This is a genomic window from Rudanella paleaurantiibacter (genome assembly GCF_009184635.1).
In the GTDB taxonomy this organism is placed as follows: Bacteria; Bacteroidota; Bacteroidia; order Cytophagales; family Spirosomataceae; genus Rudanella; species Rudanella paleaurantiibacter.
Map to the genome: position 1 here is coordinate 122409 of NZ_WELI01000011.1, position 18038 is coordinate 140446.

Below are 18038 nucleotides of genomic sequence, written 5' to 3' on the forward strand. Positions count from 1 at the left end.
AGGTTGCAGAACCAGCATAACGGACTCCAATGGTATTTCCAAGCAATGTCATGTTGCCGGTTGCAGAGTTTGTAACGCTGTTGGTTCCTCTAAATACAATGTTTCCGCCACTTGGAGAGTCGCTGTAAAAGACACCGTTGTTTGTAAATGAAGCGGTTTCAAACATCGATACTGCCCCTGACTGAGAGCTGCCTTCGATTCGGAACGTTCCGTTATTAATTATCTGAGCGTTACCATATAAGCTGACGGCAACTCCACCTTCTCCAATGGCACGTAGAGTACCCCCACTATTAATGGTTACTGTAGTGCCATTGTTTACATACATTATGAATGCATTTGCCGTAGTCCCGCTGTTTATAACCGGATTATTTGATGATACACTAATGATGACAACATCACTTGAAGTGGGAACTCCAGAGGGACTCCAGTTGCTGGCTGTGGCCCAGTTGCTTGTAGTGCCGAGCCAGGTTTTGTCCACAGCAAAGCCTTCGCGAGACAAGCCTATTGTCAGCAAAAAAAGCAGAAGGTAAAGGTTTGGTTTCATACGTGTTGAATAAAAAGGTTTGTGGACATGGGGTTTAGACATAGAGGCAGACGGCGTTCAAAAGGCTGCTGGCTAGAGGGAAGGGCGTTGTAAGGATTTGACAACTGTTTAGAGTAGGTTGGTTTGTGCCCGCAAGTACGACCTTGAGCCTCCGGTGCGCTAACACTCACGTTACATTGATTAACACCCACGTTACATTTTCGTAAAAAACAGCCTGTATAGCCTCCAGTAAGCCCTTGTGCTATAAAAAAGGCGGCCAGGATCATATCCTGGCCGCCTAAGGAATTGCTCTCGATGGAAGGGCTATGATCCGCTAACCATTGGGTGTACACGTTACCGGATTGGCGCGAAGAGGAGATTCTTTTTGCTCAACACCGTACCCTTCCAGGTGCCGATTCCCTCAATTCGATACGTGGGTGGTACGCCCATCATGGTAGCTACCAGGCTACGGACTTTCTGACCGGGCTTGAGTGTGCCATTGAGTGCATCAACGGTCGGTTTGTGGGTCTTTTCGTAGTCGGGAATCATGCTCTGATACTTCATCAAAACCGGGGCGACCCTGATTTTGCTTGTGCCACCGAGGCCGAGCTGGTCAAAGGCGTCGGCCTGGGTTTGGGCGTCGTTGGCCGTTCCGTTTTGCTTTTTGAAAACCCGCAGAAACTCGTCGGCACTTTTGCCATCAGCCGAAAAGAAGTTGAGCCGTAATAGATATTCACCCGCGTCGATGGGGTGCGACGAAATGTTTTCGAACGTCGCATCAACCACGTAATAGTCGAGTGTGTAATCCACCTTGATAATGTCGTATGCCCGCGTGGCCGGGTCGGGGTTAAACTTGATCAGGTTATGCACCGTAATCGTAACCTCATCGTTTTGTAAAACGGCATTGACCGGGATGGTTTTGGTCTTGCCCGTCGCCGTTGGAGTACTGCCCGCATTGGCCGTAGCCGGAGCAGCGCCCAATGTACCCGCTGAGGTGACGGTTGCGTCGGAAAAGTCAATAGCGTTGTCGGCTACAATGGCCAGGCTAACCGGCGTGTTGGCCGGTAGTCCATCCATCAGCATCACAGGGTGTAGTTTCTGAGCAACTGTAATTTCCTTAATCCTGCCCTTGCCGCGCTGCCCCTTGACGTTCTGGTATTCCAGTAGGTCGCCAATTTTGAGTACACCCTTCAGGTTGCTGATCGTCGTGAAAAATTCATTGGCCGCATCGCCCAGAAAAGCCGTAGTTGTTTTAAACGAAAACGGTCGGTTAGCGGGCACGGTTGGGTTGGCCAGATCATGCGAGCTGAGCGTTTGCCCGGCCGATACGCCATCCCCCAGCACATACAAGACCTCATCGTATCGGGTCGCCTGCCCCGCCGATAGGGGTTCGGCGAGTTCGAGCTGCGCATAGCCTTTCAGGGCCCCGTTGCGGACAAGACTAAATTCGGACCGGTTTTGCACGGTGCCACTCATCACCTTGAATTGTACCTGATACACCACAAACGGGTCTTGTTTGGCTGCGAGCGTTGCTTTGGTAAGCTGGATTTTGAAACCCTGTGCGAACCCGGACGATGTACAATACAAGGCAAATGCCAGGAGAAGATGAATGCGCAACATGGCTGGATGGGGCAAATGGTTGTCTGTGAGTCAATAATACGCATTTTTGGTATCAAAACATTCTTGTGGGTAAGTATGGGTGTGGGTAGACCCAGGTCAAACTCTTTGGGTTTTAATGGGGGAAGGATCACCAACCGGGTTGTTGGATTGGCTCAAACCGAGGAGAGATAGTAGAGCCCCGGTTTGTTTTTTGAGTAGCTTGCCCCGCAAAACAACCCGCTCCCAGCGGTATTCCGAAACGAGTTTATTTTGTCTGCTACTATCCTTATCATCGACGACGAACCCCGCCTGCGGACGCTGCTGGCCCGGATGCTTCAACTGGAAGGTTACCTTGTGCTCGAAGCCGACGATGCCCGTACCGGCCTGAAAGCCCTCGAACGAGAGCCGGTGCAGGTGATAATTTGTGATGTAAAGCTGCCCGACAAAAGTGGCATTGACCTGACGGCGCAACTGAAAGAGTTGTATCCAGCCACCGAGATCATTCTGCTTACCGCCTACGGTACCATTGCCGATGGGGTCACGGCCATTAAAAATGGGGCCTTCGATTACATCACCAAGGGCGACGATAACGACCGGATTTTACCCCTGCTGAGTCGGGCGGTTGATAAGGCCAACTTGCAATTTCGGATCCAGGCGCTCGAACAGCGAATGAACCGTACGCACGGTTTTGGTACGATCATCGGTGAGTCGTCGGCCATCCGGCAGGCCGTCGACCTCGCCCGTAAAGTGGCTGTCACCGATGCCACCGTGCTGCTAACAGGTGAAACCGGCACTGGTAAAGAGGTGTTTGCGCAGGCGATACACTACGGCAGCGCCCGGAGCACGGGGCCGTTTGTGGCTGTCAATTGCGGAGCGTTGGGCAAGGATATTCTGGAGAGTGAGTTATTTGGCCACCGGGCGGGGGCGTTTACCGGTGCCATGCGTGATCAGAAAGGCCTTTTTGCTGAAGCCGACAAAGGAACCCTGTTTCTGGACGAGATTGGCGAGTTGCCGCTTGACTTACAAACGAAGCTCCTGCGCGTACTGGAAACCCGCGAGTATCTGCGCGTAGGCGATACCAAACCGACCAAAACGAATGTTCGGGTGATTGCCGCCACCAATCGGGGTTTGCAGGCCGAAGCGGAAGCGGGCACGTTTCGGCTCGATTTGTACTACCGCCTGTCGGTATTTACCATTCCGTTGCCTCCCCTCCGCGAACGGCCCGACGATGTTGTGCTGCTGGCGGAGCAGTTTGCCCGGCAGATCGGCGCTAAAATGGGTCGGCGCGATCTCCGTATTGACCCGGGTTTTGGCCGACAACTGCAAACCCACACCTGGCGAGGCAACATCCGCGAACTGAAAAATGTCATCGAACGGGCCGTGATCCTGTCCGAGCCCCAACCCGATGGTTCCGTTGTACTGACTCCCGATTTACTGCCGTTTGAAACCGCTGTGGGCGCGCTCGGTTCAGATGAGACAGCGCTTCGACTCTCCACCGTAGAGAAAAATCATATCCGGCGGGTGCTGCGGCAAACTGCGGGCCAGAAACCAGAGGCCGCCCGTTTGCTGGGTATCGGTCTGACGACGCTGTACCGTAAAATCGACGAGTACGGTATTGAGTAAGGGCGGCCCGGCTGAACCATTTTTTCATTTTGAAAAAATACGTTTTCAAAATGAAACAAATAACCGGCAAATAGTCCGTCTTCTGGCAGTGAAGACGGGCTTTATTGTGCTGTCGGTCAGTAGGTTGCTGTTTTTTTAGTTTGGCGTGGGGCAAAATGGAACGCTTGTTGGCCCTTGAACAGGCGTAACCAACCAAACTGAAACACACTATGGCTACCTGTTTGCTTTTGCTCGTGTCGGCGCTGCTTTGCTTCGCCTTTTTTTACAAAGCCATTGAATGGTTCGAAAAAATCTGACTATGCTAACCTCCCTGTTTATTCTGGCGTTGCTGGTGTTCGCCTACATGCTGTACGTACTCCTCCGCCCCGAACGCTTCTGAATCGGGCTGTCCAGCCCAGCTATTACTTTCTTTAGTATGAATACCGAACTAATCGGCGTGGCGGTCACCTACCTGGCGACCCTACTGCTGGCTATACCGCTTGCGCAGCTTATGGCTGCCTGTTTTCGGGATAAGCCCGAACCAAATTCCCGCCCGGCAATGGGCTTTATGGCTCCCCTTGAGCGACTGATTTATCGTATTGCGGGCATTGACCCCGACCGGCCAATGAATTGGAAAGAAAACCTGGTGGCCCTGCTTACGATCAATGCTTTGTGGTTTGTGTACGCGTTTTTTATGCTGCTGTTTCAGGACAAACTGCCCCTGAATCCCGACGGGAATCCGGCCATGACGCCCGATTTAGCCTTTAACACCGCAATCAGTTTCATGGTCAATTGCGACCTTCAACACTACGCGGGTGAAACAGGCCTGACGTACCTGACCCAGTTGGGCGTCATTAACTTTCTGATGTTTGTGTCGGCGGCCACGGGCATCGCGGCTCTGATGCTTATGGTGCGGGCATTCCGGCCTGAGCGCACAGAGTTATCAGGCAATTTTTATGTGTACTTCACCCGGGCCATTACCCGCATTTTGTTGCCCGGCTCGCTTATTCTTGCCTTTTTTCTGACGCTGAACGGCGTCCCTGCCAGCTTCGACGGGGAAGGCCAGTTTGCCTCGATAGAGGGCGACACGGTTCATGTTTCGCGGGGGCCAGCAGCTGCTGTCATTGCCATCAAACACCTCGGTACCAACGGAGGTGGGTACTTCGGGGCTAACTCGGCGCACCCACTCGAAAACCCCACGTATGGCACCAATATGGTCGAGTTAATGGCGCAAGTTCTGCTGCCTATTGCCCTTCTGCTGGCATTCGGCTATCTGATCAATCGCCGACGCTTTATCTGGGTTGTGTTCGGGGTGATGACCACCGGGTTTTTGCTGTTGGTGATTCCGACGCTGATGACCGAGTATAGCGGGAGTCCGGCACTGGCTAACCTTGGCCTGGCGCAACCGACCGGCGCGATGGAGGGGAAAGAGGTGCGATTCGGCCCGTTATCGTCGGCGTACTGGAGTATAGCAACCACGGCAATTTCGACGGGTTCGGTTAATTCGATGCACGACTCATCCATGCCTTTATCGGGTGCCTTCCAATTGCTGGGTATGATGACCAACGCGTTTTACGGCGGTTGTGGGGTGGGTTTCCTGAACTACTTCTACTACCTCATTATCGCGGTGTTTATTGCCGGTCTGATGGTTGGCCGAACCCCCGAACTGTTTGGTCGGAAAGTTGAAGCGCGCGAAATCAAAATTGCCTCGCTCGTAGCGTTGCTGAGCACCCTGTTGATCAAAGGCGGTACCGCGCTGGCTGCCTGGCTGGTGGTACAACACCCCGAAGTAGTTGGCCCGCTCGTATCTGTCCACGACGCGTCGAATGCCAGCCATGCCGATCATTATCACGGCTTTACCCAGATGCTGTACGAATTTACCTCTGCGAATGCCAACAATGGGTCAGGGTTTGAAGGCTTGAACGACAACACACTGTTCTGGAATGTGGCCACGGGGTTTGTTTTGTTGCTGGGTCGGTTTATCCCGATTATCGGGCCGCTGACAGTGGCTGGGCTACTGGCAAACAAGAAATACGTACCGGCAACCTCGGGGACATTACCTACCGACACGGCAACGTTTGGGTTGATGACCCTGGCCGTTATTCTGATTATTACCGCTCTGTCGTTTTTCCCGGTTCTGGTGCTGGGGCCGCTGGCGGAGTACTTTACGCCCAGGTAGTTAGCCGAGGTGCTTCTGATAGAAACAAAAAGCACTCACTAAATCGTCTTCGTTTCCGAGAATGCCTACTCGTTTGTGGGCCGTTTTGCCCAGACCCGGCGCTCGTTAGGCGAACGCACCCAGACTCATATTGTACGTCTGTATAGCTTCCTTTTTTTCAAAAATAACAAAATGGTTCAGAATCAATCCGCTCCCAACCTGTTCCGGCACCACGTGCTACGTTCAGCGATTCGGGAGTCGTTTGTCAAATTAAACCCGGTTTCACTGATTAAGAATCCGGTCATGTTCACCGTCGAAATCGGTACGCTCATCATGTTTCTCGTAACCGGCTACATCGCTCTATCGGGCGATAGTACGCAGGGCTCACTGATCTATAACGCCCTGGTTAGCGTGATTCTGTTGCTGACGGTATTGTTTGGCAATTTTGCCGAAGCCATCGCCGAAGCGCGGGGCAAAGCGCAGGCCGAATCACTCCGGCAAACCCGGCAGGAGACACCCGCTAAAATTGTGGCAACTGGCCGAGGAAATAACCCATCGGGGAATGCATATACCCTTGTTTCGTCGGCACGGTTGCAGAAAGGGGATGTGTTTATCTGTGAACCGGGCGATATTATTCCGGCCGATGGGGAAATCATTGAGGGGCTGGCCACCATTGATGAGTCGGCCATTACGGGCGAATCGGCTCCGGTCATTCGCGAAGCCGGTGGGGATAAATCGTCCGTAACGGGCGGCACCAAAGTGTTGACGGACTATATCCGCGTTCAGGTAACCACCCAGCCCGGCGAGTCGTTTCTGGACAAAATGATTGCGTTGGTGGAAGGGGCATCGCGCCAGAAAACGCCCAACGAAATTGCCCTGACGATTCTGCTGGCCGGGTTTACGCTCATTTTCATCATCGTGTGTGTGACCCTCAAACCCTTTGCCCAGTATGCCCACACACCCATGACTGTTGCGGCCCTGATTGCCCTGTTCGTTTGCCTCATTCCGACCACCATTGGGGGGCTGCTGTCGGCCATCGGCATTGCAGGGATGGACCGGGCGCTGCGGGCCAACGTGATTGCCAAGTCGGGGCGGGCGGTAGAAACGGCGGGCGATATAGACACCCTCTTGCTCGACAAAACGGGGACAATCACGATTGGCAACCGCCGGGCCACCCACTTTTACCCGGCACCAGGCGTACTGCCCATTGATATGGTGCGGGTGAGTGCACTCAGCTCGCTGGCCGACGAAACGCCCGAAGGGAAGTCAATCCTTGAGCTGGCCCGCACGGGGGAGTTCGGTGCCGAGCTGATGCCCAAACTGAGCACACGGGGCGCAAAACCCATCAAGTTTACGGCCCAAACACGCTCGTCGGGCGTCGATTTGGGTACCCAGCGGATACGAAAGGGGGCGCTCGACGCAATCCGTTCGTTGGTCGAACAGGCCGGAAACGAGTTCCCGGCGGCAACGGATGAGCAGGCGAAAGCGATTGCAGCTAACGGAGGCACTCCGCTCGTAGTGACCGAAAATGAGCAGGTGATGGGCGTAGTCGAGCTTCAGGATATTATCAAGCCGGGTATTGCCGAGCGTTTTGAGCGACTCCGTAAGATGGGCGTTAAAACCGTAATGGTCACGGGCGATAACCCGCTTACGGCCCGTTTTATTGCCGAAAAAGCGGGCGTTGATGACTACATCGCCGAGGCCAAACCCGAAGACAAAATGCACTATATCCGGCAGGAGCAGGCAAATGGCAAACTGGTAGCCATGATGGGCGACGGTACCAACGACGCCCCCGCCCTGGCGCAGGCCGATGTGGGGGTGGCCATGAACTCGGGTACGCAGGCCGCCAAGGAGGCTGGCAATATGGTCGACCTCGACAACGACCCGACCAAGCTTATTGAAGTGGTGGAGATTGGAAAGCAGTTGCTCATAACGCGGGGTACACTTACTACGTTCAGCATTGCCAACGACGTGGCCAAGTATTTCGCCATTGTACCCGCTTTGTTCATCACCTCCATTCCGGGCTTACAGGCCCTGAATATCATGCGATTGCACTCGGCCGAGTCGGCCATACTGTCGGCAGTACTTTTCAACGCGCTCATTATCCCGTTGTTAATTCCATTGGCCCTGCGCGGGGTGGCCTACAAGCCCATTGGGGCGAGTGCCTTGCTCCGGCGCAACCTGCTCGTATACGGATTGGGTGGAGTTATGGTGCCGTTTGTGGGGATCAAGCTAATTGATGTGGTGGTTGGGTTGTTTTTCTGATTATCAGTTTTCTACATACTATGAAAAAGCATATTTCTCCCGCTCTACGCCTGACGGGCGTGATGCTGGTTTTACTTTCGGTGGTGTATCCGTTGCTGGTAGCTGGTTTTGCCCGGTTTACGCCGGGTGGTGGAGCCGGCGAAACGGTTATAGCAAACGGTAAGGTGGTCGGCTTTGCCCGGATTGGCCAGTCGTTTAGGGACGATCGTTACTTTAACACACGCCCCTCGGCGGTGGGCTACAACGCGGCCGGTTCGGGTGGGTCGAATAAGGGGCCTTCAAACCCGGAATACCTGAAACAGGTCCAGGCACGCATCGACACGTTTCTGGTGCATAATCCAGACATTCGCAGGGCGGATATACCGGTTGAACTGGTGACGGCTTCGGGATCGGGTCTCGACCCTGACTTATCGCCCGGAGCCGCTAAAATTCAGGTGGCCCGGATTGCGCGGGTGCGGGGTATCTCCGTGGATCGATTAAATACGTTGGTTGATGCCCACACAGAGAGTCCACTCTTCGGTTTGTTTGGACCGGCTCGTGTGAACGTGCTCAAATTGAATGTGGCGCTCGACGCTCTGTAAATGATACGAACAGGAAGTGTATCCGGCCCGGTTGGTTGGGGAAAGAAAAATGATGAAACCTATTTTTTGTACGGCCGTACTGATGACCGTTGGGTTGACGGCCTATGCGCAGGTATCGACTAAAGTGACGCCTGATACCCTCCGGCAGCGGGTCGATTCTATCGGGCGTAGTGCCGTTGTGGCTCCGTCCCCGCTGGTACTCAGTGGGTATGTGGAAGCCTATTACGCCCATGATTTTACGGCTCCCAAAGTCGCTTCTGAACGGCCAGGTTTTCTGTACAACCACCGGCGCAACCGCGAGGTGAATATCAATCTGGCGTATGCAAAGCTGGCGTATGCCGATGGGCCGGTGCGCGCTAACCTGGCGTTGCAGGCGGGTACGTATGCGCAATACAATTACGCAGCCGAGCAGGAGCTGGTGAAAACTATTCTGGAAGCCAACGCTGGGGTGAAGCTGTCTAAAACGGGCCTCCTCTGGTTCGACGCGGGCATTTTTACCTCGCATATTGGCTTCGAAAGCGCCATTTCGAAAGATTGCTGGACACTCACCCGGAGTCTGATGGCCGAAAATTCGCCGTATTATCTGGCCGGGGCTAAAGTCACGTACAACTCGCCAAACAACCGCTGGACGGTGCTGGGCATGGTGGCCAATGGCTGGCAACGGATTCGGAAAGTGCCCGGTCGCGGAGGTATGGCTTTCTCGGGGCAGGTGCAGTACCGCCCCAACACCAGGGTCACGCTGAACTGGAGTAGTTTTCTTGGCTCCGACCGGCCCGACTCGTTGCGGCAGGGACGATTTTTCAATAATTTCTACGCCATACTGAACCCGACCAACCGGCTTGGCGTGATTCTGGGCTTCGATATCGGCACGGAGCAAAAGCCGTTTGCCCGACAGGCTGGTGAACGTGTTGCGGGGTACAACGTCTGGCTTTCGCCCGCGCTGATTGCCCGTTACCAGATAACAGACAAAACGTATGCGGCCGGGCGGATTGAGTACTACGACGACAACCGGGCGGTTATCATCGGCATACCCGGTTTTCAAACCTGGGGGTATTCACTCAACTACGACTACGCCATCTGGCCGAACGCGCTTTGGCGTATCGAAGGGAAAGCGTACCAGAGCCGAACTGCTATTTTCGAATCGAAAAACGGCCTGACACCAACGAACGTTAGCCTGACAACGAGCCTGGCTATTTCCTTTTAAGCGAGAACCTGCTACTAAGTTCGCCACCGACATGAACCCAAACGACCCAAACCGCACCGGTGCGCCCGAACGATTTTTGAACCTCCTCCGCGAGTCACGCCGGGGTAAGTTTAAGGTCTATATCGGGATGAGCGCGGGGGTAGGTAAGTCGTACCGGATGTTGCAGGAGGCTCATGCCTTGTTGCGGAGTGGATTCGACGTGGCTATCGGGTTCATCGAAACCCACGGCCGGGCCGAGACTGAAGCGCTTGTGCCGGGCTTACCCCAGATTGGGCGTCGGCGGTTATTTTACAAGGGGCGTCAGCTGGAGGAAATGGATACGCAGGCAATACTGAACCGGCACCCCGAACTGGTCATTGTCGATGAACTGGCGCATTCCAACATTCCCGGTTCCAAACACGAAAAACGGTGGCAGGATGTGCTCGAAATTCTGGACGCGGGCATCAACGTCATCTCAGCGGTCAACATTCAGCATATTGAAAGTTTGTACGACGAGGTGCGTGGCATTACGGGCGTCGACGTAACCGAGCGCGTACCCGACCGCGTGCTTCAACTCGCTGATGAGGTTGTGAATATTGACCTGACCGCCGACGAACTAATCACCCGGCTCCGGGAGGGTAAAATTTATGACCCGGCCAAGGTGCAAACCGCCTTAAACCATTTTTTTCAACCCGAAAAAATCCTCCAGCTCCGCGAGCTTGCCCTGCGCGAAGTGGCCTCGGCCGTTGAACGCAAAATTGATACCCTGTTGACGCCGAATGGCGTGAGTCGGCCGGAGCGGTTTCTGGCGGCCATCAGCAGTAGTGCCGAGGTGGCCCGGCGCGTGATTCGCAAAACGGCCCGGCTGGCGGCTTATTACAACTCGCGCTGGTACGTGCTGTACGTGCAAACGCCCGCCGAAGCCCCCGATCAAATCCGGCTCGATGTACAGCGTCACTTGATTAACAACCTTAAACTGGCCACCGAGCTGGGAGCCGAAGTAGTACAGGTGAAAGGTACCGATGTGGTCGAATGCATTATGCAGGAGGTGCAGCAACGGGGCGTTACCACGGTTTGTATGGGCAAACCGCATGTTAATCTGGTACAGGTAATTTGGCGGACGTTTGCGTTTAACCGCTTGCTGAATCGCCTGTCGGAATCTGATACCGATCTGATTATTTTATCATGAGCATCAAAACCAAAATATCGCTCGCTCTGACGTTTTTGTTCGTCATTCTGCTGATGCTGGGTGGCCTGAGTGCTTATTATCTCAACCGGGTATCGAGTGATGCCGGGGCTATATTGCAGGACAACTACAACTCGCTGGAGTATGTCAGTGCCATGCAACGCGCCCTGACCGACCGGCCAAACCCCGACGCGCTAACCGATTTTGAAACCGCCCTGAGTGGCCAGGAGGCCAACGTGACGGAAGTAAGCGAGGGTCGGGCAACGCGTTTGTTACGACGTGCATTTGACCAGTACCGTAGGGGCGCAACGGATTCGCTGACTGTAGGCCGAATCGAGCAAAGTTTACTGACCATTGCCGATCTGAACCGGCAGGCTATGATTCGCAAAAACGAAACGGCGAAAGAAACCTCCCGGCAAGCACTCAAATGGCTGGCACTCGTGGGTACAGCCAGTTTTCTGGTCCTGTTTTCGTTTATCATCAATTTCCCCGGCTACATCGCCAACCCCCTCCGCGAACTGACCCGAGGAATTCGAGAGGTTGCGAGCCGCAATTTTGAAGAACGGCTCCACTTCCGGTCGGAAGATGAATTTGGCGAACTCGCCCGGTCGTTTAACTCGATGGCGCAGAAGCTCGATGAGTACGAACACTCTAATCTGGCCCAGGTGCTACACGAAAAACGACGTATCGAAACACTCATTCAAATTATGAGTGAGGGGATTATCGGCCTTGATGAGCATCGCCAAATCCTGTTTGTCAACAACGTAGCGTGTCGGTTGTTAGGGGCCGGGCAGTCGGCGCTGCTGGGTCGATATGCCCCCGACGTAGCAGCACAGAACGACTTGTTACGCACACTCATTCAGGATGTTATGAGCGAACAGGGCCATTCCGCCGATAACCCGCCTGGCGCTGGTCATGCGTTACTGAAAATTTACGATCCTGACCCAACTAATGCCGGAGGTCGGGGTAAAGAGGGGTATTATCATCGGCGCACGCACCGGGTTGAGGTTATCCGTACCGGCGAGGAACAGGCCGAGTTGGCTGGGTACGTGATTGTGCTCGAAAATGTGACTTCGTACAAAGAACTTGACCTGGCCAAAACGAACTTCATTGCCACCGTTTCGCACGAATTGAAAACCCCGCTGGCGGGTATCAAAATGAGTCTGAAACTGCTGGAAGACACGCGGGTGGGCCGCTTAAATACCGAGCAACAGAGTCTGCTTGCCCATGTGCGTGCTGATGCGGACCGACTCCTGAATCTGACGGCTGAACTTCTGAACATGGCGCAGGTAGAATCGGGGCAGATTCAGTTGAAACTACGGCCGGTTGCGCCTGCTGATATTGTCCACTACGCAACGCATGCGTTACGTCTTCAAGCCGAACAGAAGCAGCTTCGGGTTGAGGTATCCGTGCCGGACGATCTGCCTCTGGTGCTGGCCGATGCCGAAAAAGCGTCGTGGGTGCTTATCAATTTTTTGTCAAACGCTATTCGCCACAGTACGAATGAGGGCACCGTTGAAGTGAGTGTTGCGTTATTGGCGGTTGAAAACATGGTTCAATTTATGGTGCGCGATTACGGCGTTGGGATACGGCCTGAACACCAGCCGCTTGTTTTCGATCGGTATTTCAAAGTGCCCGAACAGGCGGGGCAATCGGGAGGTACAGGCCTCGGACTTGCCATTTCGCGCGAGTTTATCGGGAGTATGCACGGTCAAATCGGCCTCGACGCAGGGGTTACCGATGGCGCTGCGTTTTATTTTCGGTTGCCATTGGCCCAATCCCATAACTTAGCTATTAGATAACGCTTCTGCTCTTTGGAAATATGTTTAGTATTACCCAACGTCTTGCCCTTTTTCTGGCCCTGTGGAGTTGTTTGTCGGGCTGTGCCAGTCTTAACTCGCGTGATGACATTCGGGCACTGAATCGGATTTACCGGGTTCGGGCGGGTCAGACGCTGTATCAGGCAGATGCACAAGGTGGCCTGACTGAGAAACGACTTAATCAACCTGCCGATGCGGCTCTTTATCAACGGGCTGATACACTGTTTGCGGCTTTTGACCCGCACACCTTACCGCCGTCGGATGGCAACCCGACAACTTTCGATCAGGGCGATTCGGCCTCCCTTCTGTTTGTGCATTACAAACCCCGGCTCAGGCTCATCGAAGAAAAGAGCCCCTGGTTCTATTACCAGCTTACCTCATTCGACATTGATCTGTTTACAGTTCTGTTTAAATACCGGTTTCCCCAACGAGACCGACCGGGGCAGCTGGCTACGAGTGCCAATATTGGCGTGTACACGGGTATTCGGTATGATCTGGGTCGTTTTCGAAATATTTACCTCCGGGGCGAACAACGCTCCGATGTGCAGTCGTTCAGTTTCGGTATTGGCTCGGTACTAAGTATAGATCCGGTGCTTGTCAATGAATTTAATACCAATGGCCTAATCACTACTGAGTACGAAGCTCTGGGTGTTAACTATGGTCTGGCTACTATTGTCGGTTATAAAAGTGTAACGGCTGGTTTGGCTGTGGGCTTCGAAAACCTGGCCGACCGCAATAATCGAGCATGGGTATATCGGCAGAAGCCCTGGCTGGGTTTCACGGTTGGTATCAACATTAATTGAGGCTGCGTGGTGTTGAGCGAGTTTATCGTGGACCTATTACTTACGAAAAAGGCTACTACGCGCAGGCTGGAGGTGTTGCTCCAATGCCTGCGTGTAGTAGCCTCTTCTTTTAACAGAACCTGTTTATTGCTTCACGACTTTCACCGTCTGCCGATGCTGTTCGTTGGTAGCCTGTATGACATACAGACCACTGCTTTGCCCGGAGATATCGAAGGTTTCGCGGTGACTGACTGATTGGGGGATAATCCGGCGGTTGGTAACTTGGCGGCCTGCCGCATCCAGTAGCATTAGCTCGATTGGGTGTCCCTGAGCGCCGTCTACCTGCAACTCTACCGAGCTGTGGGTGGGATTGCCTAATACCGAAATCTGCCAGCTGGCTTTTGGCTCAGCCACCCGGGCCTGACCGCCCGCGATACAGGCCTGCCGGAAATTCCACACAAAATAGGTAGCTCGGGTAGCCGCGTCCTGTACCGTCAGTGTGCTTTGGTTGCGGTCGAAGGGTAGGCTGTAGCGTTGGCCAAGCTGCCCATTACCTGTTGCCCCAATGATCAGCAAGGGTGCCACCGCGGGTGTTGTTGAACCATTGTTGTAGCCTACCACAAAATCGACCTGGCTCAAGGTTTCCGTGTTTGAGCTGTTGCAGGTAAAGCTGGTGATGGTCAGGCTCGTTGGGGCAGGTGGTACGGTTGGCGTGCTGGTGGTAGACGAGGGGGGCGTGCTGGTGCATGCCTGCCGGAAATTCCACACAAAATAGGTAGCTCGGGTAGCCGCGTCCTGTACCGTCAGTGTGCTTTGGTTGCGGTCGAAGGGTAGGCTGTAGCGTTGGCCAAGCTGCCCATTACCTGTTGCTCCAATGATCAGCAAGGGTGCCACCGCGGGCGTTGTTGAACCATTGTTGTAGCCTACCACAAAATCGACCTGACTCAAGGTTTCCGTGTTTGAGCTGTTGCAGGTAAAGCTGGTGATGGTCAGACTCGTTGGCGCAGGTGGTACGGTTGGCGTGCTGGTGGTAGACGAGGGGGGCGTGCTGGTGCATGCCTGCCGGAAATTCCACACAAAATAGGTAGCTCGGGTAGCCGCGTCCTGTACCGTCAGTGTGCTTTGGTTGCGGTCGAAGGGTAAGCTGTAGCGTTGGCCAAGCTGCCCATTGCCCGTCACTCCGTTAATGAATAAGGGCGCAAGAGCCGGGGCAAACGTACCATTTTTATAACCTACCACAAACTCGACCTGACTCAAGGTTTCCGTGTTTGAGCTGTTGCAGGTAAAGCTGGTGATGGTCAGGTTAGCCGGTGTGCTTGGTGTCGACGGTCCATCGTTATCTTTCAAAGTGACGGTTGTTTTTTGTGAGTTAGGATCTGGGTTGTAAGCATCCGTGTCGGCAAGTGTAATTTCAATCGTTTCGTCGCCTTCTTCCTCATTATCCTCAATTGGGTCAACCGTAAGGGTTGCGATAGCCTCACCGTCTGCAAACGTTACCGAGGTAGGGAGGGCGTTGTAATCCGCTCCGTTGCTGGCGGTTCCACCTATCTGATACTGCACAACGAGTGTTCCCTTCGTATTGCTGCGCTCAAACTGGATGTAGCCTAAGTCCTCTGGCGCTTCTTCGGCGTTGGCAGCTATACGAGCCTGGCGAGCGTTGCTCCCCTGGGTTGGAAGTGCGCTACCTTCGGCCGCTGAGGGGTCATTGCTGGCTACTTTAACTACGGGAGTTGCGGTAGGGTCGGTAACCGTTACGCTCACCAGGGCGGTGATGGTCTGATTAACGGGCGGTGTGGCGTCAGTTACAATGACTGTGAACGTCTGCACACCTGCTGGAAGGCTGGAAAAGGTTACTGTATTGCCAATCGATGAGTATCCTGCCAGCACAGTATTCCGACTGTAATCGTAGCTATACGGCTCCCGCCCGCCGGTCACGTTGACTGTAACGGTGGTCTGAGCGATGGTAAGCAGGTTTGTCGGATTAGCAACCAAGTTAACAACCATTGGTACAGGGTTTACCGTCAGCACAAAACTGGCCGCAGCAGTAGCGTTACCGGGGTCAGTGGCAACCACTGTTACGGTGAAGGGACCAGAGATTGTTGGCTTGCCACTGATTGTGCGTGTATCGGGATGAATTGACAGCGAAGCCGGTAAGCCGAGAGTACTGTAGCGTAGCGCCTGATTTTCAGGGTCTGAGAAAGCCGGGACGGTGTACGAGAAATCGGTATCAAGTGTGGCCGACTGGTTCGACAGAACGGCTGCAACAGGCGGCTGGTTATTCGGGTCGACGATTGTAAAGTTGCTGTTCGAAATATCGAAGAAGATGTTATCAACTGCCTGGACCTTAATCCGGCACTGATTGTTGGTGATATTCGGAAGCGTAACCGGCTCGCTACCATCATTGGGTGTGCTGGCAAGGAGGGTTGTGGGGAAGGTCTGACCGCCATCGGTTGATAATAGAATCCGGACGTTAGCGCAGTTGACCGGTGCCTCGTTGCTATTGGCTACGTCCCACGTTATGGTTTGCTGGGTGCTGCCCATGTACGAACCGTTGAGGTTAGACGTTATCACGAACGGACCGGCGTTTTCGGCAATTGTTACGTTAACTGTTTGGTAGGCAATGCCCCCAGCTCCGTCGCGGACTGTCATCCGGTGGGTAGTAGCCACACCAACTGAGGGTAGTTTATCACCCGGCGCATTGTTTGAGCCATTCAGGATGGCATCAAGCCGAGGGAAAAAGCGCGTTCCGGTTGACACAGGTGCGTAACTACGGAAAAAGGGAGGTTGAGCCGTGTTGGCAAAGGTGCTGTTATCGGGTACGACGGTCGCGATATTGGTGCCCTCCCACGAGTAGCTTAACACATCGCCGGCGTCGGTGTCGGTAGCGGTACCGGTTAGGGCAAAAGGTGTCGACTTCGGGATGGTGGTATTAGCGGGGAATTGCCCAATAACCGGAACCGCGTTGTTCGATGGCGTGCTGGTTCCGCACGATACGGTAGCCATGTACTCAATGGCCTGCTGGTAGCTGATGGTATGAAAATTAAGTAGAGGCTGGTAGAGGGTTTTCTCGTAGTCGTCGCCCCCACACGTGAAGCCGTAGCTCATAATGGTGGTGCCAGCCCCTGGTTCTACTGATGTACCCGGTACCCGGGTTGTACAAACCGGAATTGAGCTGTTATAGGTATGATCCATACCAAACTGATGGCCTATTTCGTGGCTGATCAGTTGATCATCGAAAACAGCCGCAAAGGACCCGTCGCCGACGCCTGATACCCCTTGCCCCTTGTACTGCTCTTTGCAAAGGCTTCCTTTCGACGCAATACCTCCACCCGAACCGGCACTAGTACCCAACACATGGCCTACATCGTACCCATCGTTGGTTAGTACAGTAGCCAGGTTATTGTGGTTTTCGCTGAGCATTTGCACCTGATTTGTATTGTCGTAGGGGTCGGTGTTTGCGTTTGGATATACCAGGTTTGTTCCGCTCACCAGTTGGAGGGAAACGCCCAGTTCAGTCCGGAAAACCGCATTCAGGCGGTTTACGTAGCCCACAAGCGCATTGAACGCTGTGCTAACATTGCCATTTCCTTTCCGCTGCGTGAACTCACCCGTTGCCGCAACAGCCAGACGAAACACCCGAAGCGTGGCACCCGTGTTGTTGGCCAGACGGGCCCCCTGTGGACGTGCACTTAGGTCAATGGCTTTGGTTTCATTGCCGCACTGGGCTCGTTGCCCGAAAGGGCGCACTTCATCAGCTTTTTTGGCATCCCGCGCAAAGTAGGTCGAATAGAGCTGATCGGCGGGGTCGGTGGCTAGTTTGGTAAAGTAAACGGCATCGTTCTCTACGCCCAAAATCAGGGCATCGAATCCACCTGACGTCAGACTTAGCCGAACGGTATACGTTGGATTTGCCAACCCTCTACCTGTATACGTTTTGATGTCGGTATGCGCTTTGGCAACAGATGGAGCCAGAATTGGCGATTCGTAAATACCGAACGTTTCAACCGTTCCGTTGGGGAGTGGTATAGCCAGGCGAAGCGGGGCGGCATTACTCCGAAACTCGAGTGGAGCTTTGGCTAGATACGTCCGAAGATCGGCTGTTCTGAGCCGGTATAGGGTGTACCGCTGTAGGCCGTTCATGGCCGATGTAGCTACACGGGCCTGCCCCGATGTTGCTGGTTCAAAAAAGCCCGACTGTGCATGTAGAAGGGTTGGGAATAGGGTTGCCAGTAGCAATAGGGCCGCCCAAAAAGAGGTATTCTTTGGGTAGAAATTCAACTGCATAAAGAGGATTTATTAAAACGTATTGACGTGGTAAAGCAGCTATTTACGGTGGCGC

12 protein-coding genes are annotated in these 18038 nt (G+C 53.9%); 10 read left to right on the forward strand and 2 right to left on the reverse strand.

The window, feature by feature from the left end; translation table 11 throughout:
- Positions 1–326 precede the first annotated feature (326 nt).
- On the forward strand, positions 327–530 hold the full coding sequence (locus F5984_RS26620; protein WP_185155613.1) for a hypothetical protein: 204 nt from the start codon (positions 327–329) through the stop codon (positions 528–530).
- Between the two features lie 347 nt (positions 531–877).
- Here F5984_RS26620 and F5984_RS22100 read toward each other — a convergent pair whose 3' ends face one another.
- On the reverse strand, positions 878–2143 hold the full coding sequence (locus tag F5984_RS22100) for a hypothetical protein (protein ID WP_152126396.1): 1266 nt from the start codon (positions 2141–2143) through the stop codon (positions 878–880).
- A 249-nt stretch (positions 2144–2392) separates the two neighbouring features.
- Here F5984_RS22100 and F5984_RS22105 point away from each other — a divergent pair, with 249 nt between their 5' ends.
- The 9 genes from F5984_RS22105 to F5984_RS22145 all read left to right on the forward strand — a co-directional run bounded on the left by F5984_RS22105 (position 2393) and on the right by F5984_RS22145 (position 13720).
- Complete coding sequence (locus F5984_RS22105) at positions 2393–3745, forward strand: sigma-54-dependent transcriptional regulator (RefSeq protein WP_152126397.1); 1353 nt, start codon at positions 2393–2395, stop codon at positions 3743–3745.
- A gap of 277 nt (positions 3746–4022) precedes the next feature.
- Positions 4023–4124: a potassium-transporting ATPase subunit F gene (locus F5984_RS22110; protein WP_245581724.1), complete on the forward strand. Its 102-nt coding sequence runs from the start codon at positions 4023–4025 to the stop codon at positions 4122–4124.
- 36 nt (positions 4125–4160) lie between these two features.
- Positions 4161–5903, forward strand: coding sequence for a potassium-transporting ATPase subunit KdpA (gene kdpA, locus F5984_RS22115; protein WP_152126398.1), 1743 nt, complete (start codon positions 4161–4163; stop codon positions 5901–5903).
- Positions 5904–6074: 171 nt separating this feature from the next.
- Entirely contained in the window at positions 6075–8147 is a 2073-nt protein-coding gene (gene kdpB / locus F5984_RS22120) for a potassium-transporting ATPase subunit KdpB (protein WP_152126399.1), read from the forward strand.
- A 20-nt stretch (positions 8148–8167) separates the two neighbouring features.
- Positions 8168–8728 carry a K(+)-transporting ATPase subunit C gene (locus F5984_RS22125; protein ID WP_152126400.1) on the forward strand — a complete coding sequence of 187 codons (561 nt, stop codon included), beginning with the start codon at positions 8168–8170 and terminating at the stop codon, positions 8726–8728.
- Between the two features lie 52 nt (positions 8729–8780).
- Positions 8781–9932: a porin gene (locus F5984_RS22130; protein WP_152126401.1), complete on the forward strand. Its 1152-nt coding sequence runs from the start codon at positions 8781–8783 to the stop codon at positions 9930–9932.
- A 31-nt stretch (positions 9933–9963) separates the two neighbouring features.
- Positions 9964–11100, forward strand: a complete 1137-nt coding sequence (locus tag F5984_RS22135) for a sensor protein KdpD (protein ID WP_152126402.1) — start codon at positions 9964–9966, stop codon at positions 11098–11100.
- Positions 11097–12899 carry a HAMP domain-containing sensor histidine kinase gene (locus F5984_RS22140; RefSeq protein WP_152126403.1) on the forward strand — a complete coding sequence of 601 codons (1803 nt, stop codon included), beginning with the start codon at positions 11097–11099 and terminating at the stop codon, positions 12897–12899. Before F5984_RS22135 ends, F5984_RS22140 begins: the two co-directional genes overlap by 4 nt.
- Before the next feature lie 20 nt (positions 12900–12919).
- Positions 12920–13720 (forward strand): hypothetical protein, encoded by an 801-nt coding sequence (locus tag F5984_RS22145; protein WP_152126404.1) that lies wholly within the window; start codon positions 12920–12922, stop codon positions 13718–13720.
- Between the two features lie 123 nt (positions 13721–13843).
- Here the strand turns inward: F5984_RS22145 and F5984_RS22150 are convergent, their stop codons facing one another.
- Positions 13844–17983 (reverse strand): reprolysin-like metallopeptidase, encoded by a 4140-nt coding sequence (locus F5984_RS22150; RefSeq protein WP_152126405.1) that lies wholly within the window; start codon positions 17981–17983, stop codon positions 13844–13846.
- Positions 17984–18038: the final 55 nt, after the last annotated feature.